Here is a 16,161-nt window from a genome sequence, read left to right as displayed (position 1 = left end):
CCCATGTCCATCACCATCCGCAAGCTCGATTCGACGAACGAAGGCTTCGGCGCCGCGCTGCGCGCCGTGCTCGCGTTCGAGGCGAGCGAAGACGAAGCGATCGAGCAATCGGTCGCGAAGATCCTCGCCGACGTGAAGTCGCGCGGCGACGCCGCGGTGCTCGAGTACACGAACCGTTTCGACCGGCTGAGCGCGAACAGCGTCGCCGCGCTCGAACTGCCGCAGGACGCGCTGCAGACGGCGCTCGACGGCCTCGCGCCGAAAGCGCGCGCGGCGCTGGAAGCGGCCGCGGCGCGGGTACGCGCGTACCACGAGAAGCAGAAGATCGAATGCGGCACGCATAGCTGGCAGTACACGGAAAGCGACGGCACGGTGCTCGGCCAGAAGGTCACGCCGCTCGACCGCGTCGGCCTGTACGTGCCGGGCGGCAAGGCCGCGTATCCGTCGTCGGTGCTGATGAACGCGATTCCCGCCCGCGTCGCGGGCGTCGGCGAGATCGTGATGGTCGTGCCGACGCCGGACGGCGTGAAGAACGACCTCGTGCTGGCGGCGGCGCTGCTCGGCGGCGTCGATCGCGTGTTCACGATCGGCGGCGCGCAGGCGGTCGGCGCGCTCGCGTACGGCACCGAGACGGTGCCGGCCGTCGACAAGATCTGCGGCCCCGGCAACGCGTACGTCGCGTCGGCGAAGCGCCGCGTGTTCGGCACGGTCGGCATCGACATGATCGCCGGGCCGTCGGAAATCCTGGTGCTGTGCGACGGCACGACCGATCCGAACTGGGTCGCGATGGACCTGTTCTCGCAGGCCGAGCACGACGAACTCGCGCAGTCGATCCTGCTGTGTCCGGACGGTGCATTCCTCGATCGCGTCGAGAAGGCGATCGGCGAGCTGCTGCCGACGATGCCGCGCCAGGACGTGATCCGCGCGTCGCTCGAAGGCCGCGGCGCGCTGATCAAGGTGCGCGACATGGCCGAGGCGTGCCGGATCGCGAACGACATCGCGCCGGAACACCTCGAAATCTCGGCGCTGGAGCCGCAGCAATGGGGCCAGCAGATCCGCCACGCGGGCGCGATCTTCCTCGGCCGCTACACGAGCGAGAGCCTCGGCGACTACTGCGCGGGCCCGAACCACGTGCTGCCGACGTCGCGCACCGCGCGCTTCTCGTCGCCGCTCGGCGTGTACGACTTCATCAAGCGCTCGAGCCTGATCGAGGTCAGCGCGGAAGGCGCGCAGACGCTCGGCGAGATCGCATCCGAGCTCGCCTACGGCGAAGGGCTGCAGGCGCACGCGAGGAGCGCCGAGTTCCGGATGAAGGGCTGACCGCGCATCGTGCGCGGGGCCGGGCGGGCGCCGAGGCGCCGGCACCGGCGGCACCCGGAGCGGGGCAGGAGACCAGCGCAGGGCGGCAGCCGCCGCCTTGCCGACCCATTGACGCCGGCGCGACGCACGCCGGCTTGAGACCATGACGACGCCACAAGACATCATCCGCCGCGACGTGCTCGCGATGACCAGCTATCCGGTGCCGGACGCGAGCGGGTTCGTGAAGCTCGACGCGATGGAGAACCCGTACCCGCTGCCCGCGCCGCTCGCCGCGGCGCTCGGCGAGCGGCTCGCGCAGGTCGCGCTGAACCGCTACCCGGCGCCGCGCCCGGCCGCGCTGCTCGACAAGCTGCGCCACGCGATGCGCGTGCCGGCCGGCTGCGACGTGCTGCTCGGCAACGGTTCCGACGAAATCATCAGCATGATCTCGGTCGCGTGCGCGCAGCCGGGCGCGAAGGTGCTCGCGCCGGTGCCGGGCTTCGTGATGTACGAACTTTCGGCGAAGTTCGCGCAGCTCGAATTCGTCGGCGTGCCGCTGAAGGCGGACCTGACGCTCGACGTCGACGCGATGCTCGCGGCGATCGCCGAGCACCGGCCGGCGATCGTCTATCTCGCGTACCCGAACAACCCGACCGGCACGCTGTACGACGATGCCGACGTCGAGCGGATCGTCGCGGCCGCCCGGCACAGCCTGATCGTGATCGACGAGGCGTATCAGCCGTTCGCCGAGCGTTCGTGGCTGCCGCGCGCCGCCGAGTTCGACAACGTCGTCGTGATGCGCACGGTGTCGAAGCTCGGCCTCGCGGGTATCCGCCTCGGCTACCTCGTCGGCTTGCCGGCGTGGCTGAACGAATTCGACAAGGTGCGCCCGCCGTACAACATCAACGTGCTGACCCAGGCGACCGCCGATTTCCTGCTCGATCACCTCGACGTGCTCGACGCGCAGGCGGCCGAATTGCGCGCGGAACGCACCCGCCTCGCGCAGGCGGTGGCCGCGCTGCCGGGCGCGACGGTGTTCCCGAGCGCCGGCAATTTCCTGCTGGTGCGCGTGCCGGACGCGGCCGCCGTGTTCGATGCGCTGCTCACCGAGCGGGTGCTGGTCAAAAACGTGAGTAAAATGCATCCATTACTGGCCGAATGCGTGCGGCTGACCGTCGGTTCTCCCGACGAAAACGCCCGCCTGCTGGCCGCCTTGAAACTCGCGCTGCCCGGTTGAGCCCAGGGCGCGGCGGCGCGCGACGATCAATCCCCATTTACATCAGACTCAATCAAGGAATTGCCATGCGTGTGGCGGAAGTCGTTCGCAATACCAGCGAAACGCAGATCCGTGTGAAGCTCGATCTCGACGGCACCGGCCGGCAGAAGCTGGCCACCGGCGTGCCGTTTCTCGACCATATGCTCGACCAGATCGCGCGACACGGTCTGGTCGATCTCGAGGTCGAAGCGCATGGCGACACGCATATCGACGATCACCACACGGTCGAGGATGTCGGCATCACGCTCGGTCAGGCCGTCGCGAAGGCGATCGGCGACCGCAAGGGCATCCGCCGCTACGGCCATTCGTACGTGCCGCTCGACGAGGCGCTGTCGCGCGTCGTGATCGATTTCTCCGGCCGGCCGGGCCTCGAATTCCACGTGCCGTTCACGCGCGCGCGGATCGGCACGTTCGACGTCGACCTGTCGATCGAATTCTTCCGCGGGTTCGTGAACCACGCGGGCGTCACGCTGCACATCGACAACCTGCGCGGAATCAACGCGCACCATCAGCTCGAGACGGTGTTCAAGGCCTTCGGCCGGGCGCTGCGCGCGGCGGTGGAGCTCGACGAGCGGGCGGCGGGGCAGATTCCGTCGACCAAAGGCAGCCTCTAACCTCCGAACGGACGACGCCAAGGACGACCTCACGGCTTCGGCGCGGCGCGCCGGCGTGCGATGGATCTGCTCAAATCGTTCATTTCGCTGCTCGCGCTGATCAACCCGGTCGGCGCGGTGCCGTTCTTCCTGAGCCTGACGGCGCAGCAGACGGACGACGAGCGGCGGCGCACGATCCGGATTGCATCGGTGTCGGTGTTCTGCGTGATGACGGTGACCGCGCTGCTCGGGCAGCAGATCATCAACTTCTTCGGCATTTCGGTCGGGTCGCTCGAAGTGGGCGGCGGGATCATCATGCTGCTGATGGCGATCAACATGCTGAACGCGCAGATCGGCAACACGCGATCGACGCCGGAGGAGCGCCACGAAGCCGAGCTGAAGGACAACATCGCGGTCGTGCCGCTGGCGATTCCGTTGCTCACGGGCCCCGGCTCGATCAGCACGGTGATCATCTATGCGGCGAACGCGCATCACTGGTATGAACGGGCCGGGCTGGTCGCGATCGGCGCGGTCCTGGCTTTTCTGTGTTTCGTCGCGATGCGGCTCGCCGAGCCGATCGCGAACTGGATCGGCCGCACCGGCATCAACATCGCCACGCGGCTGATGGGTCTGATGCTGTCGGCGCTGGCGGTGGAATTCATCGTCAATGGACTGAGGGCGCTATTGCCTGCACTGAGATGAAAACTTCGATTGCGATTGTGGATTATGGGATGGGCAACCTGCGCTCGGTCGCGCAGGCGCTCAAGAAGGCCGAACCGGCCGCCGACGTGGCGATCGTCGACACGCCGGTCGCGATTCGCGCGGCCGACCGTGTCGTGCTGCCCGGCCAGGGCGCGATGCCCGACTGCATGCGCTGCCTCGGCGAATCGGGCCTGCAGGAGGCCGTGATCGAGGCGTCGCGCACGAAGCCGCTGCTCGGCGTGTGCGTCGGCGAGCAGATGCTGTTCGACTGGAGCGCGGAAGGCGACACGAAGGGCCTCGGCCTGCTGCCGGGCAAGGTCGTGCGCTTCGCGCTCGACGGCCGCGTGCAGGACGACGGCTCGCGCTTCAAGGTGCCGCAGATGGGCTGGAACCGCGTGCGCCAGGCGCAGCCGCACCCGCTGTGGGACGGCGTGCCCGACGACGCGTATTTCTACTTCGTGCACAGCTATTACGTAACGCCGGACAACCCGGCGCACACGGTCGGCGAAACGGCCTACGGCGCGCCGTTTACGTCCGCGGTCGCGCGGGACAATCTCTTCGCGACCCAATTCCACCCCGAGAAAAGCGCGGAGGTCGGGTTGCGTCTGTATCGCAACTTCGTACACTGGAAACCGTAAACGTGGTGCGGGAGCCACAGTCGACGGCGCGCAAGCGCCTGTCGTGCGGGGCTCTCACGCTTAAGCGCCGAAAGAGTTGTACTAAACTAGCGAGACGGCGCGGCACCGGTTTGGCCGGTACGCGCCGGATTCTTTTCTTTTTCCACGACGACACCCGATTGCTATGTTGCTGATTCCGGCCATCGACCTCAAAGACGGTCAGTGTGTGCGCCTCAAACAGGGCGATATGGACCAGGCCACGATTTTTTCCGAGGACCCGGCGGCGATGGCCCGCAAGTGGGTCGATCTCGGCGCCCGGCGGCTCCATCTCGTCGACCTGAACGGCGCATTCGCCGGCAAGCCGAAGAATCTCGAGGCGATCGAAGCGATCCTCGACGAAGTCGGCGACGAAATTCCCGTCCAGCTCGGCGGCGGCATCCGCAGCCTCGAGACGATCGAGAAGTATCTCGACGCCGGCCTGTCCTACGTGATCATCGGCACCGCCGCCGTGAAGAACCCGGGCTTCCTGCAGGATGCGTGCACCGCGTTTTCCGGCAGCATCATCGTCGGGCTGGACGCGAAGGACGGCAAGGTCGCGACCGACGGCTGGAGCAAGCTGACCGGCCACGAGGTGATCGATCTCGCGAAGAAGTTCGAGGACTACGGCGTCGAATCGATCGTCTACACGGACATCGGCCGCGACGGGATGCTGCAGGGCATCAACATCGACGCGACCGTGAAGCTCGCGCAGGCGGTCGGCATCCCGGTGATCGCGTCGGGCGGCCTGTCGAACCTCACGGACATCGAGAGCCTGTGCGAAGTGGAAGAGCACGGCGTCGAAGGTGTGATCTGCGGCCGTGCGATCTACTCCGGCGATCTCGATTTCGCGGCCGCGCAAAAGCGCGCGGACGAACTGAACGGCGAACTCGACAACGCGTAACCGCGCGTCGTCCCGTTCGCCGGGGCTGCCCGCAGGCGGCCCCGACCGGAAGCCTCGCGCGAGGCTTCCGCAACCGGCCGTCCCAGCGCGGCATTTGGCGCAACATCATGGCTCTAGCTAAACGCATCATCCCCTGCCTGGACGTGACCGCCGGGCGTGTCGTCAAGGGCGTCAATTTCGTCGAGCTGCGCGATGCCGGCGACCCCGTCGAAATCGCCCGCCGCTACGACGACCAGGGTGCCGACGAACTGACCTTCCTCGACATCACCGCGACGTCCGACCAGCGCGACCTGATCCTGCCGATCATCGAAGCCGTCGCGTCGCAGGTGTTCATTCCGCTGACCGTCGGCGGCGGCGTGCGCGCCGTCGAGGACGTGCGGCGCCTGCTGAACGCGGGCGCGGACAAGGTCAGCATGAATTCGTCGGCGGTCGCGAACCCGCAGCTCGTGCGCGACGCGGCCGACAAGTACGGCTCGCAGTGCATCGTCGTCGCGATCGACGCGAAGCGCGTGTCGGCCGACGGCGAGACGCCGCGCTGGGAAGTGTTCACGCACGGCGGCCGCAAGAACACGGGCCTCGACGCGATCGAGTGGGCGCGCAAGATGGCCGAGCTCGGCGCCGGCGAGATCCTGCTCACGAGCATGGACCGCGACGGCACGAAGTCGGGCTTCGACCTCGCGCTCACGCGCGGTGTGTCGGACGCGGTGCCGGTGCCGGTGATCGCGTCGGGCGGCGTCGGTTCGCTGCAGCATCTGGCCGACGGCATCAAGGACGGCCGCGCCGACGCGGTGCTGGCCGCCAGCATCTTCCACTACGGCGAGCACACGGTCGGCGAGGCGAAGCGCTTCATGTCCGACCAGGGCATCCCGGTGAGACTGTGATGAATACCGAAACGAAATCCCTGCCCGCGTGGCTCGACAAGGTCCGCTGGGACGACAACGGCCTCGTGCCGGTGATCGCGCAGGAAGCGTCGACGAACGACGTGCTGATGTTCGCGTGGATGAACCGCGAGGCGCTCGCGAAGACGATCGAGACGCAGCGCGCGGTCTACTATTCGCGTTCGCGCAAGCGCCTGTGGTTCAAGGGCGAGGAGTCGGGCCACGTGCAGCACGTGCACGAAGTGCGGCTCGATTGCGACGAGGACGTCGTGCTGCTGAAGGTCGAGCAGGTGTCGGGCATCGCATGCCACACCGGCCGGCATTCGTGCTTCTTCCAGAAATTCGAAGGTACGGTGGACGGCGGCGACTGGGTCGCGGTCGAGCCGGTGCTGAAAGACCCCGAACACATCTACAAATGACGCAATCGACCGAAGACACGCTGCTGCGCCTCGCGGCCGTGATCGACAGCCGCAAGGGCGGCGATCCCGATCAATCGTACGTATCGCGCCTGTTCCACAAGGGCGACGACGCGGTGCTGAAGAAGATCGGCGAAGAGGCGACGGAAGTCGTGCTGGCCGCGAAGGACGTGCGCCAGGGCGGCGCGCCGAGCGCGCTCGTCGGCGAGGTGGCCGACCTGTGGTTCCACTGCCTCGTGATGCTGTCGCATTTCGACCTGAACCCGGCCGACGTGATCGCCGAACTCGAGCGTCGCGAAGGCTTGTCGGGGATCGAGGAAAAAGCGCTGCGCAAGCGCCGCGAGCGCGAGGAAAACGGCGGGTGACACGCAGGCCCCGCCGCGGTGGCAACAGTGCGGTAAGCTGTAAGAATTGTCATCCAACGGGGGTAGCATCATGAACGATACGTCGAACCAGTTCCCGACGCCGGCGGTGTCGGGGGCAGCGGAGGCCGAACGCCTGAACGGGCTGCGCACGCTGACCCACGTGCTGTACGGCCTTTATGCGATTCACTGGCTGACGGGCGGCGTCACGGGCATCATCGCGATCATCATCAACTACGTGAAGCGCGGCGACGTGGCCGGCACGCCGTACGCCGATCACTTCGAGTGGCAGATCCGCACGTTCTGGCGCGCGCTGATCGCTTATGTGATCGGGTTCGCGCTGATGTTCGTCGCGATCGGGTTCGTCGTTATGTTTGTCACGTGGATTTGGACGCTGTACCGTATCATCAAGGGTTGGCTGTACCTGAACGACAACAAGACGCTCGATCCGCAGGCGTGGTTCTGACCGGCGCGCGCGGGCGTTTCGCAGGAGCAACATGAGTCACGATCCGAATTGCCTGTTCTGCAAGATCGCGGCAGGCGAGATTCCGAGCACGAAGGTGCACGAGGACGACGAATTCGTCGCGTTCCGCGACATCCGCCCGGCGGCCGACACGCACGTGCTTGTGATTCCGCGCCGGCACCTGCCGACGCTGTCGGCGGCGAGCGAGGCCGATGCGCCGATGCTCGGCCGGCTGATGCTGCTCGTCGCGCGTCTGGCCGACCAGCTCGGCGTCGCGTATACGGGGGGCGAAACCGGTTTTCGCACGGTGATCAACACGGGACCGGGCGGCGGGCAGGAGGTCTACCACCTGCACGCGCATATCCTGGCCGGCCCGCGCCCGTGGCAGCGGATGGGTTGACGACGCGGGGCGTTTCCCCGCATCCGATAGTCGAAGCCGGCGCGTCGCCGGCGATTTGCGCCGCCCCGCGGCGTGGTTGAGGAGAGGTTTCATCATGGGTGGATTGAGCATTTGGCACTGGCTGATCGTGCTGCTGATCGTCGCGCTGGTTTTCGGTACGAAGAAGCTGCGCAACATCGGCAACGACCTCGGCAGCGCCGTGAAGGGTTTCAAGGACGGCATGAAGGAAGGCGAAACGCCGGCGGATGCGCAGCAACTGCCGCGTTCGGGCGCGGTCGACGTCAACGCGAAGGAAACGACGCGTTCCGATTCGAACAAGGCGTAACGCCGGCACGCTGACAGGCATTCGCGATGCTGGATCTCGGTCTTTCGAAGATGGCGCTGATCGGCGTCGTCGCGCTCGTGGTGCTCGGCCCCGAGCGCCTGCCGCGCGTCGCGCGCACGGCAGGCGCGCTGTTCGGCCGCGCGCAGCGGTACATCAACGACGTGAAGGCCGAGGTCTCGCGCGAAATCGAACTCGACGCGCTGCGGACGATGAAGACCGATTTCGAATCGGCCGCGCGCAATGTCGAGACGACGATTCACGACAACCTGCGCGAGCACGAGAAGGAACTGAACGACACGTGGCATTCCGCGGTCGGCGGTCTTGACGGGGCTGCCGGCGACGCCGGTTCCGTCGGTTCCCCGGGTTCCGATACGCCCGCGGCGCCGTCGTGGCGCGGCAGTTCGGCCGCGCTGGCGCCGAAGCGTCGCAACTGGCGCATCAAGCAGGCGGCGACGCCTGTCTGGTACAAGCGCGCGACGATCCGCCGCACGCACGTGCAGTCGGGCGCCGCGCGTGTCGCGCGCCATCAGCCGGCCAGCCTGCGCCGGCCGACGCGCTTCTTCTGAGTCGAGCGCATGCTCGCTCGTCAATCCTACCGAGGGCCGGTGTGAGCGACCCCCAGCAGAACCCGGGCGACGCCCCGGAAGAAACCTTCATTTCCCATCTCGTCGAGCTTCGCGATCGCATCATTCGCGCGGGGCTGGCCGTGATCGTCGTGTTCCTGGGGCTCGTCTACTGGGCGCCGGACATCTTCAAGCTGCTCGCGCGGCCGCTGATGGACAACCTGCCGAAAGACGGCAAGATGATCGTCACCGACGTCACCGGCTCGTTCTTCGTGCCGATGAAGGTCACGATGCTCGTCGCGCTCGTGATCGCGCTGCCGATCGTGCTGTACCAGATCTGGGCGTTCGTCGCGCCGGGGCTGTACCAGCACGAGAAGAAGCTCGTCGCGCCGCTCGTCGGCAGCAGCTACTTCCTGTTCCTGTGCGGGATGGCGTTCGCGTATTTCCTCGTGTTCCCGACGATCTTCCGCGTGATGGCGCACTACAACGCGCCGCTCGGGGCCGAGATGACGACCGACATCGACAACTACCTGAGCTTCGTGCTGGGGATGTTCATCGCGTTCGGGGTCACGTTCGAGGTGCCGATCGTCGTCGTATTGCTCGTCCGGATGGGCGTGCTGTCCCTGAAGAAGCTGAAGGAGATGCGGCCGTACGTGATCGTCGGCGCATTCGTGGTCGCGGCGGTCGTCACGCCGCCCGACGTGTTCTCGCAACTGATGCTGGCGCTGCCGCTCGTCGTGCTGTTCGAGATCGGGCTGCTGGCCGCGCGGTTCTTCGTGCCCAAGAAGCCGGCCGAAGAGGGCGAGGCGGGGAACGGCGAAGCGGCGAGCTGACGGCTCGCGGCGCCGGGCGGCTTTCCGGCCCCCGGCTGCAGTGGCCCGGTTTGGTCCATCAGCCGGCGCGTGAGAAAACCACCTTCCCGCCAACGACGAATCGTCAGACGCAATGCAAAAGGGCAGCCGATGGCTGCCCTTTTTCATTTCCGCGTCGCGTTGCCTCGCATCGCGACCGGCAGGCGGCGCACCGCCCGCCGAAACCTCATTCGCTATCGTTGTCCTGGTCGTCGAGCGCCTGCTTCGGCGGCGGCGGGCGCTTGCCGATCACGACGTTCACGTCGAACTGCTTGCCTTTGCGTACGACGTGCACCTTGGTCGGCGTGCCCGGCTTGATCTGCGCGACGGTGTTCAGCAGCTTCGTCGTGTCGGTGATTTCGTCGCCGTTCACGCTCACCAGGATGTCGCCCGGCTTGATGCCGGCCTTGTCTGCCGGGCCGCCCTGCAGCACGCCCGCGACGATCGCGCCCGATTTCTGCTGCAGCCCGAACGACTCGGCGATTTCCGGCGTGACGTCCTGCGGTTCGACGCCGATCCAGCCGCGCGTGACCGAGCCCGTCGTGATGATGCTTTCGAGCACCGTGCGGGCGGTCGAGACGGGAATCGCGAAACCGATGCCGAGCGAGCCGCCCGAGCGCGAGTAGATCGCCGTGTTGATGCCGAGCAGGTTGCCGTTCACGTCGACCAGCGCGCCGCCGGAGTTGCCGGGGTTGATCGGCGCATCGGTCTGGATGAAGTTCTCGAACGTGTTGATGCCGAGGTGGTTGCGGCCGAGCGCGCTGATGATGCCCATCGTGACCGTCTGGCCGACGCCGAACGGATTGCCGATCGCGAGCACGACGTCGCCGACGCGCGACTGGTCGGAGCGGCCGAGCGTGATCGTCGGCAGGTTCGTCATGTTGATCTTCAGCACCGCGAGATCGGTTTCGGGATCGCTGCCGATCACCTTCGCGGTGGCCGTGCGGCCGTCGGCGAGCGCGACTTCGATCTGGTCGGCGCCGTCCACGACGTGCTGGTTCGTTAGAATGTAACCTTCAGGGCTCACGATAACGCCCGAGCCGAGGTTGGCGGCCGGCTCGTCCTGCTGCTTGCGGGCGTTGCGGTCGCCGAAGAAGTAACGGAACAGCGGATCTTTCGCGCGCGGGTCGGGCGGCAGCGAGCCGTCCTTGCTGGAGAACACGTTGACGACGGCCGGCATCGCCTTCTGCGCGGCTTCGGCGTACGACGTGGTCGCCGGTGCGCCGCCGATGCCCGGCGCGACTTCCCGCAGCGCGACGATCGGCGTGGCGAGCTGCTTGCCGAGCTGTCCTTGCCGTTGCAGCCATTGCGGCTTGAGCGTCACGACGATGAACATCAGCGCGAGCAGTACGGTCACCGCCTGCGCGAAGAACAGCCAGAAGCGTCTAAGCATCTGAATGGATTAGAGGTTTATATGGATCGGATCGAACTTGAATTGTACTTGAACAATACCCTTGAAACCGCGCGCTTCAAGGACTATTGCCCGAACGGCCTCCAGGTCGAAGGACGCCGCAAGATCGAGAAGATCGCCACCGGCGTGACGGCGTCGGTCGCGTTCCTCGAAGCCGCGCTCGAATGGGGGGCGGATGCCGTGCTCGTCCACCACGGCTATTTCTGGCGCAACGAGGCGCCGCAGATCACCGGCCGCAAGTACCAGCGCCTGAAGCTGCTGCTCGCGAACGACCTGAACCTGTTCGCGTTCCACCTGCCGCTCGATGCGCATCCCGAGTTCGGCAACAACGCGCAGCTCGGCGAAAAGCTCGGCCTGATCGGCGACCAGCGGTTCGGCGAAGGCGATCTCGGCTGGATGGCGACGCTGCCGATGCCCGTCACGCTCGAGCACTTCGTCGCGAAGGTCGAGCGCACGCTCGGCCGCACGCCGCTCGTGCTCGGCGAGCCGGACACGCAACTGCGCCGCATCGCATGGTGCACGGGCGCCGCGCAGAGCTATTTCGACGCGGCGATCGACGCCGGCGCGGACGTGTTCCTGACCGGCGAGGTGTCCGAGTCGACCACGCACGCGGCGGCGGAGAGCGGTGTCGCATTCGTTGCGGCAGGGCACCATGCGACCGAGCGCTACGGAATCCAGGCACTTGGGCGCCACTTGTCGGAAGAATTCGATCTCGAACACCTGTTTATCGATATTCATAATCCGGTCTGAGCGACGGATTTGCGGCGGCGCATCGAAAGTCCACAATGTAGCATCCGCTTAAAAGCGAAATGATTTAATTGCTCCGGTAGTGGGGGATAACCCTTAACTATCAAACACTTCGAAGGGATTTTCATCTCCGGGCCTTGTAAATGACGACTCCATTCGAGCAAACTAGCGGCGGAATGGAAAGTCGTGACGGAAAATCCAACTCAGAAGTGGGGCGTGTGATGCGAGACAAGGAAGAGAAACGCGTCGACAGCGGCCGCCGTACCTGGCTGATTGCGACATCCGTAGCAGGTGGCGTAGGAGGCGTCGCCACCGTCATACCTTTCGCGGCGTCGCTTGCGCCGTCCGCGAAAGCGAAAGCGGCCGGGGCCCCGGTCGAGGTCGACATCAGCGGCCTGAAGCCCGGCGAAATGGTCACCGTGCCGTGGCGCGGCAAACCCGTCTGGATCCTGAATCGCACCGATTCGATGCTGGCCGACGTGGTCAAGGCCGACAAGGAAGTGGCCGATCCGACCACGAAATCCCCCTATTCGATGCCGTTGCCCGCGTATTGCGCCAACGAATATCGGTCGCGGGCCGATCGCAAGAACATTCTCGTCGTGATGGCCGTGTGTACGCACCTTGGCTGCACGCCTAGTCAACGCTTCACGCCGGGTCCGCAGCCGAACCTGCCGGACGACTGGCCGGGCGGTTTCCTGTGCCCGTGCCACGGTTCGACCTACGACCTCGCCGGCCGTGTGTTCAAGAACAAGCCGGCGCCTCAGAATCTCGACATCCCGCCCTACATGTTCACGTCGGCGACGACCCTCGTGATCGGCAAGGACGAGAAAGGAGAAGCGTGATGGCCGCCGACAACAAAGAAGTCTCCACCACAGGTTTCACCGGCTGGATCGACCAGCGCTTCCCGCTCACGTCCACCTGGAAGAAGCACGTATCCGAGTACTACGCGCCGAAGAACTTCAACTTCTGGTACTTCTTCGGCTCCCTCGCGCTGCTGGTGCTCGTCAACCAGATCGTCACGGGCATCTTCCTGACGATGAACTACAAGCCCGACTCGACGCTCGCATTCGCGTCGGTCGAGTACATCATGCGCGAGGTGCCGTGGGGTTGGCTGATCCGCTACATGCACTCGACCGGTGCATCGATGTTCTTCGTGGTCGTGTACCTCCACATGTTCCGCGGGCTGCTGTACGGGTCGTACCGCAAGCCGCGCGAGCTCGTCTGGATCTTCGGCTGCGCGATCTTCCTGTGCCTGATGGCCGAGGCGTTCTTCGGCTACCTGCTGCCGTGGGGTCAGATGTCGTTCTGGGGCGCGCAGGTGATCGTGAACCTGTTCTCGGCGATCCCGTTCGTCGGGCCGGACCTGTCGCTGTGGATTCGCGGCGACTACGTCGTGTCCGACGTCACGCTGAACCGCTTCTTCGCGTTCCACGTGATCGCGATTCCGCTCGTGCTGGTCGGCCTCGTGGTCGCCCACCTGGTGGCGCTGCACGAAGTCGGGTCGAACAACCCGGATGGCATCGAGATCAAGGCGAAGAAGGACGAGAACGGCATCCCGCTCGACGGCATCCCGTTCCACCCGTACTACTCGGTGCACGATTTCCTCGGCGTATGCGTGTTCCTGATGGTGTTCGCGCTGATCGTGTTCTTCTCGCCGGAGATGGGCGGCTACTTCCTCGAGGCGAACAACTTCGTCCCGGCGAACCCGCTGCAGACGCCGCCCGAGATTGCGCCGGTCTGGTACTTCACCGCGTTCTACGCGATGCTGCGCGCGACCACCGACCCGTTCAAGATCGTGCTGATGATCGTGATCGCGCTGCTCGGCGTGCTCGCGCTGATCCGTGCGCGCGGCAAGTGGAAGGTCGGGCTGCCGGTGCTGGCGGCGGCAATCGTCGTGTTCATGTACCTGACGGAGTCGAAGTTCTGGGGCGTGGTCGTGATGGGCTCGGCGGTGATCTCGCTGTTCTTCCTGCCGTGGCTCGACCGCAGCCCGGTGAAGTCGATCCGCTACCGGCCGCTGTTCCACAAGGTGTTCCTCGGGATCTTCGTCGCGGCGTTCCTGACCCTCGCGTTCCTCGGCACGCGGCCGCCGTCGCCGGCGGCGACGCTGATCGCGCAGGCCTGCGCGCTGATCTACTTCGCGTTCTTCCTCGGCATGCCCGTCTGGACGCCGCTTGGCACGTTCAAGCAGCCGCCGGAACGGGTGCGCTTCAAGCCCCATTAACGTGAGCGAGGAGAGAACGACATGAAGAAACTGCTTTCGACACTCGCGTTGATCGGGGCGACGGCCTGTGCGCTGCTGGCGGCGCCGGCCGTGCGGGCGGAGGGCAATTTTCCGCTCGACCGGGCGCCCGATAACACGGAAAATCTCGTTTCGCTTCAGCACGGCGCGCAATTGTTTGTAAACTATTGCCTGAACTGCCACAGCGCGAACCTGATGCGCTACAACCGTCTGACGGATCTGGGCATATCCCAGAAGGAGATCGAAACGAATCTCCTGTTCACGACCGACAAGGTCGGGAACACGATGTCCGTCGCGATGCGGCCCGACGACGCGAAGAACTGGCTCGGCACCACGCCGCCCGACCTGTCGGTCGAGGAGCGTGCGCGCGGCCGCGACTGGCTGTACACGTATCTGCGGAGCTTCTACCGCGACGATACGCGGCCGACCGGCTGGAACAACGCGGTGTTCGAGAACGTCGGCATGCCCCACGTGTTGTGGCAGCTGCAGGGGCAGCGCGTTGCCAAATTCGAAGACAAGACGGACGAGGAGACGGGCGAGAAGGCCCACGTGCTCGTCGGCTTCCAGCAGGTCACGCCGGGCACGCTGTCGTCGCCCGACTACGATGCTGCGGTGGCCGACCTGGTGGCCTATATGACATGGATGTCCGAGCCGGCCCAGCAGACCCGCAAGCGCCTCGGCGTGTGGGTGCTGATCTTTCTCGGTGTCCTGACTTTCCTGGCCTGGCGGCTGAATGCCGCGTACTGGAAAGATATCAAGTAAACACGCCTGACCGGCGTGGGGCCGGCGCAAGGCGGAACCCGTGAAAGGGGTTTCGCCGCGTGCCGGCCCTCGGCTTTTTTGAGGAAACGCAAATATGATGGTTCTGTATTCCGGCACAACTTGCCCGTTCTCCCAGCGTTGCCGGCTGGTGCTGTTCGAGAAGGGCATGGACTTCGAAATCCGCGACGTCGACCTGTTCAACAAGCCGGAAGACATTTCGGTGATGAACCCGTACGGTCAGGTGCCGATCCTGGTCGAGCGCGACCTGATCCTGTACGAATCGAATATCATCAACGAGTACATCGACGAGCGCTTCCCGCATCCGCAACTGATGCCGGCCGACCCGGTGCAGCGCGCCCGTGCGCGCCTGTTCCTGCTCAACTTCGAGAAGGAGCTGTTCGTCCACGTCAGCACGCTCGAGAACGAGAAGGGCAAGGCGGCGGAGAAGAATCACGAGAAGGCACGCCTCGCGATCCGCGATCGCCTGACGCAGCTCGCGCCGATCTTCGTGAAGAACAAGTACATGCTCGGCGAAGAGTTCTCGATGCTCGACGTCGCGATCGCACCGCTGCTGTGGCGCCTGGATCACTACGGCATCGAGCTGTCGAAGAACGCCGCGCCGCTGATGAAGTACGCCGAACGGATCTTCAGCCGTCCGGCCTACATCGAAGCACTGACGCCGTCCGAAAAGGTCATGCGTCGTTAATGTTGCAATGAAGGCATGACGGAGCGGGTGGCGCGGCGTGCCGCGCGCCCGCTCCGGGTTCGAGGATTGTGATGCAAGAGATTTCAACGAAGCCTTATCTGCTGCGCGCGTTGTACGAGTGGTGCACCGATAACGGTTACACGCCGCATATCGCGGTGAGGGTCGACAACTCGACGCGCGTGCCGCGTCAGTTCGTGCGTGACGGCGAGATCGTGCTCAACATCAGCTTCGAGGCGACGAGCCAGTTGCAGATGGGCAACGAGTGGATCGAGTTCACGGCCCGGTTCTCCGGGAAGGCGCACAAGATCGAGATTCCGGTGGCTAACGTGCTCGCGATCTATGCGCGCGAGAACGGGCAGGGCATGGCGTTCCAGGTCGATGCGGTCGCGGGCGAAGGCGAGGATTCGGGCGCGTTCGACGATGACGCCGCGCCGGCTGACGACGCGCAGCGCGACGAGTCCGTATCGCCGTTGGCGCCGGTCGCCGACAGCGGCGCGAACGAGGAGCCGTCCGAAGGGGCCGACGAACCGCCGAAAACCGACGGCGACGGCTCGAAAGGCGGCAGCAGACCTCGCCTCAAGATCGTGAAATGAGGTAGAATCTCGCGC

The 16,161-nt window shown here is 65.6% G+C and carries 21 protein-coding genes; 20 read left to right on the top strand and 1 reads right to left on the bottom strand.

Annotated elements, in window-relative coordinates; genetic code table 11:
• Positions 1 to 3 precede the first annotated feature (3 nt).
• The 14 genes from hisD to tatC all read left to right on the top strand — a co-directional run bounded on the left by hisD (position 4) and on the right by tatC (position 9,667).
• Positions 4 to 1,320, top strand: a complete 1,317-nt coding sequence (hisD, locus tag BLS50_RS06630; protein ID WP_074801523.1) for a histidinol dehydrogenase — start codon at positions 4 to 6, stop codon at positions 1,318 to 1,320.
• Positions 1,321 to 1,462: 142 nt separating this feature from the next.
• Positions 1,463 to 2,536, top strand: coding sequence for a histidinol-phosphate transaminase (gene hisC, locus BLS50_RS06625; protein ID WP_011546607.1), 1,074 nt, complete (start codon positions 1,463 to 1,465; stop codon positions 2,534 to 2,536).
• Positions 2,537 to 2,601: 65 nt separating this feature from the next.
• Positions 2,602 to 3,189, top strand: coding sequence for an imidazoleglycerol-phosphate dehydratase HisB (gene hisB / locus BLS50_RS06620; RefSeq protein ID WP_011546606.1), 588 nt, complete (start codon positions 2,602 to 2,604; stop codon positions 3,187 to 3,189).
• A 60-nt stretch (positions 3,190 to 3,249) separates the two neighbouring features.
• On the top strand, positions 3,250 to 3,870 hold the full coding sequence (locus tag BLS50_RS06615; protein ID WP_006485349.1) for a YchE family NAAT transporter: 621 nt from the start codon (positions 3,250 to 3,252) through the stop codon (positions 3,868 to 3,870).
• On the top strand, positions 3,867 to 4,508 hold the full coding sequence (hisH, locus tag BLS50_RS06610) for an imidazole glycerol phosphate synthase subunit HisH (protein WP_074801514.1): 642 nt from the start codon (positions 3,867 to 3,869) through the stop codon (positions 4,506 to 4,508). Before BLS50_RS06615 ends, hisH begins: the two co-directional genes overlap by 4 nt.
• 163 nt (positions 4,509 to 4,671) lie before the next feature.
• Complete coding sequence (hisA, locus tag BLS50_RS06605; protein ID WP_006477123.1) at positions 4,672 to 5,427, top strand: 1-(5-phosphoribosyl)-5-[(5-phosphoribosylamino)methylideneamino]imidazole-4-carboxamide isomerase; 756 nt, start codon at positions 4,672 to 4,674, stop codon at positions 5,425 to 5,427.
• A gap of 107 nt (positions 5,428 to 5,534) precedes the next feature.
• Positions 5,535 to 6,308: an imidazole glycerol phosphate synthase subunit HisF gene (gene hisF, locus BLS50_RS06600; protein WP_006751800.1), complete on the top strand. Its 774-nt coding sequence runs from the start codon at positions 5,535 to 5,537 to the stop codon at positions 6,306 to 6,308.
• Entirely contained in the window at positions 6,308 to 6,724 is a 417-nt protein-coding gene (gene hisI, locus BLS50_RS06595) for a phosphoribosyl-AMP cyclohydrolase (RefSeq protein WP_011546604.1), read from the top strand. The genes hisF and hisI overlap by 1 nt, the downstream gene beginning before the upstream one ends.
• Positions 6,721 to 7,086 carry a phosphoribosyl-ATP diphosphatase gene (locus BLS50_RS06590; RefSeq protein WP_074801511.1) on the top strand — a complete coding sequence of 122 codons (366 nt, stop codon included), beginning with the start codon at positions 6,721 to 6,723 and terminating at the stop codon, positions 7,084 to 7,086. Before hisI ends, BLS50_RS06590 begins: the two co-directional genes overlap by 4 nt.
• Positions 7,087 to 7,156: 70 nt before the next feature.
• Positions 7,157 to 7,549 (top strand): DUF4870 family protein, encoded by a 393-nt coding sequence (locus BLS50_RS06585; protein ID WP_006477118.1) that lies wholly within the window; start codon positions 7,157 to 7,159, stop codon positions 7,547 to 7,549.
• Between the two features lie 31 nt (positions 7,550 to 7,580).
• Positions 7,581 to 7,946, top strand: coding sequence for a histidine triad nucleotide-binding protein (locus BLS50_RS06580; RefSeq protein ID WP_011546602.1), 366 nt, complete (start codon positions 7,581 to 7,583; stop codon positions 7,944 to 7,946).
• A 94-nt stretch (positions 7,947 to 8,040) separates the two neighbouring features.
• A complete protein-coding gene (gene tatA / locus BLS50_RS06575; RefSeq protein ID WP_006477115.1) occupies positions 8,041 to 8,271 on the top strand; it encodes a Sec-independent protein translocase subunit TatA in 231 nt (76 codons plus the stop codon).
• Positions 8,272 to 8,297: 26 nt separating this feature from the next.
• The gene (gene tatB, locus BLS50_RS06570; protein WP_074801509.1) at positions 8,298 to 8,837 is read left to right on the top strand and encodes a Sec-independent protein translocase protein TatB; all 540 of its coding nucleotides are present in this window, start codon (positions 8,298 to 8,300) and stop codon (positions 8,835 to 8,837) included.
• A gap of 41 nt (positions 8,838 to 8,878) precedes the next feature.
• Complete coding sequence (gene tatC / locus BLS50_RS06565) at positions 8,879 to 9,667, top strand: twin-arginine translocase subunit TatC (RefSeq protein ID WP_023476200.1); 789 nt, start codon at positions 8,879 to 8,881, stop codon at positions 9,665 to 9,667.
• A 205-nt stretch (positions 9,668 to 9,872) separates the two neighbouring features.
• On the opposite strand, the gene BLS50_RS06560 is transcribed toward tatC, so the two are convergent.
• On the bottom strand, positions 9,873 to 11,078 hold the full coding sequence (locus BLS50_RS06560; protein WP_023476201.1) for a Do family serine endopeptidase: 1,206 nt from the start codon (positions 11,076 to 11,078) through the stop codon (positions 9,873 to 9,875).
• Positions 11,079 to 11,099: 21 nt separating this feature from the next.
• On the opposite strand from BLS50_RS06560, the gene BLS50_RS06555 reads away from it, so the two are divergent.
• The 6 genes from BLS50_RS06555 (at position 11,100) to BLS50_RS06530 (ending at position 16,146) form a co-directional block, all read left to right on the top strand.
• A complete protein-coding gene (locus BLS50_RS06555; protein WP_006477111.1) occupies positions 11,100 to 11,846 on the top strand; it encodes a Nif3-like dinuclear metal center hexameric protein in 747 nt (248 codons plus the stop codon).
• Positions 11,847 to 12,064: 218 nt separating this feature from the next.
• Complete coding sequence (gene petA, locus BLS50_RS06550; RefSeq protein WP_006477110.1) at positions 12,065 to 12,685, top strand: ubiquinol-cytochrome c reductase iron-sulfur subunit; 621 nt, start codon at positions 12,065 to 12,067, stop codon at positions 12,683 to 12,685.
• Complete coding sequence (locus BLS50_RS06545; RefSeq protein ID WP_012327783.1) at positions 12,685 to 14,067, top strand: cytochrome b; 1,383 nt, start codon at positions 12,685 to 12,687, stop codon at positions 14,065 to 14,067. The genes petA and BLS50_RS06545 overlap by 1 nt, the downstream gene beginning before the upstream one ends.
• A 21-nt stretch (positions 14,068 to 14,088) precedes the next feature.
• Positions 14,089 to 14,847 (top strand): cytochrome c1, encoded by a 759-nt coding sequence (locus BLS50_RS06540; protein ID WP_006477108.1) that lies wholly within the window; start codon positions 14,089 to 14,091, stop codon positions 14,845 to 14,847.
• 94 nt (positions 14,848 to 14,941) lie between these two features.
• Positions 14,942 to 15,553, top strand: coding sequence for a glutathione S-transferase N-terminal domain-containing protein (locus BLS50_RS06535; protein ID WP_006400565.1), 612 nt, complete (start codon positions 14,942 to 14,944; stop codon positions 15,551 to 15,553).
• A 71-nt stretch (positions 15,554 to 15,624) separates the two neighbouring features.
• Positions 15,625 to 16,146, top strand: coding sequence for a ClpXP protease specificity-enhancing factor (locus tag BLS50_RS06530; RefSeq protein ID WP_011546600.1), 522 nt, complete (start codon positions 15,625 to 15,627; stop codon positions 16,144 to 16,146).
• The last annotated feature ends 15 nt before the right edge of the window (positions 16,147 to 16,161 follow it).

It is taken from the genome of Burkholderia orbicola (assembly GCF_900100915.1).
GTDB lineage: Bacteria > Pseudomonadota > Gammaproteobacteria > Burkholderiales > Burkholderiaceae > Burkholderia > Burkholderia orbicola.
The sequence above is the reverse complement of the archived record's forward strand: the minus strand, read 5'-3'. Positions and strand labels throughout refer to the sequence as shown.

Bases quoted from the DNA above. Each gene is read 5' to 3' on its own strand.
- hisD (WP_074801523.1), top strand. From the start codon at position 4: ATGTCCATCACCATCCGCAAGCTCGATTCGACGAACGAAGGCTTCGGC.
- hisC (WP_011546607.1), top strand. From the start codon at position 1,463: ATGACGACGCCACAAGACATCATCCGCCGCGACGTGCTCGCGATGACC.
- hisB (WP_011546606.1), top strand. From the start codon at position 2,602: ATGCGTGTGGCGGAAGTCGTTCGCAATACCAGCGAAACGCAGATCCGT.
- BLS50_RS06615 (WP_006485349.1), top strand. From the start codon at position 3,250: ATGGATCTGCTCAAATCGTTCATTTCGCTGCTCGCGCTGATCAACCCG.
- hisH (WP_074801514.1), top strand. From the start codon at position 3,867: ATGAAAACTTCGATTGCGATTGTGGATTATGGGATGGGCAACCTGCGC.
- hisA (WP_006477123.1), top strand. From the start codon at position 4,672: ATGTTGCTGATTCCGGCCATCGACCTCAAAGACGGTCAGTGTGTGCGC.
- hisF (WP_006751800.1), top strand. From the start codon at position 5,535: ATGGCTCTAGCTAAACGCATCATCCCCTGCCTGGACGTGACCGCCGGG.
- hisI (WP_011546604.1), top strand. From the start codon at position 6,308: ATGAATACCGAAACGAAATCCCTGCCCGCGTGGCTCGACAAGGTCCGC.
- BLS50_RS06590 (WP_074801511.1), top strand. From the start codon at position 6,721: ATGACGCAATCGACCGAAGACACGCTGCTGCGCCTCGCGGCCGTGATC.
- BLS50_RS06585 (WP_006477118.1), top strand. From the start codon at position 7,157: ATGAACGATACGTCGAACCAGTTCCCGACGCCGGCGGTGTCGGGGGCA.
- BLS50_RS06580 (WP_011546602.1), top strand. From the start codon at position 7,581: ATGAGTCACGATCCGAATTGCCTGTTCTGCAAGATCGCGGCAGGCGAG.
- tatA (WP_006477115.1), top strand. From the start codon at position 8,041: ATGGGTGGATTGAGCATTTGGCACTGGCTGATCGTGCTGCTGATCGTC.
- tatB (WP_074801509.1), top strand. From the start codon at position 8,298: ATGCTGGATCTCGGTCTTTCGAAGATGGCGCTGATCGGCGTCGTCGCG.
- BLS50_RS06560 (WP_023476201.1), bottom strand. From the start codon at position 11,078: ATGCTTAGACGCTTCTGGCTGTTCTTCGCGCAGGCGGTGACCGTACTG.
- BLS50_RS06555 (WP_006477111.1), top strand. From the start codon at position 11,100: ATGGATCGGATCGAACTTGAATTGTACTTGAACAATACCCTTGAAACC.
- petA (WP_006477110.1), top strand. From the start codon at position 12,065: ATGCGAGACAAGGAAGAGAAACGCGTCGACAGCGGCCGCCGTACCTGG.
- BLS50_RS06545 (WP_012327783.1), top strand. From the start codon at position 12,685: ATGGCCGCCGACAACAAAGAAGTCTCCACCACAGGTTTCACCGGCTGG.
- BLS50_RS06540 (WP_006477108.1), top strand. From the start codon at position 14,089: ATGAAGAAACTGCTTTCGACACTCGCGTTGATCGGGGCGACGGCCTGT.
- BLS50_RS06535 (WP_006400565.1), top strand. From the start codon at position 14,942: ATGATGGTTCTGTATTCCGGCACAACTTGCCCGTTCTCCCAGCGTTGC.
- BLS50_RS06530 (WP_011546600.1), top strand. From the start codon at position 15,625: ATGCAAGAGATTTCAACGAAGCCTTATCTGCTGCGCGCGTTGTACGAG.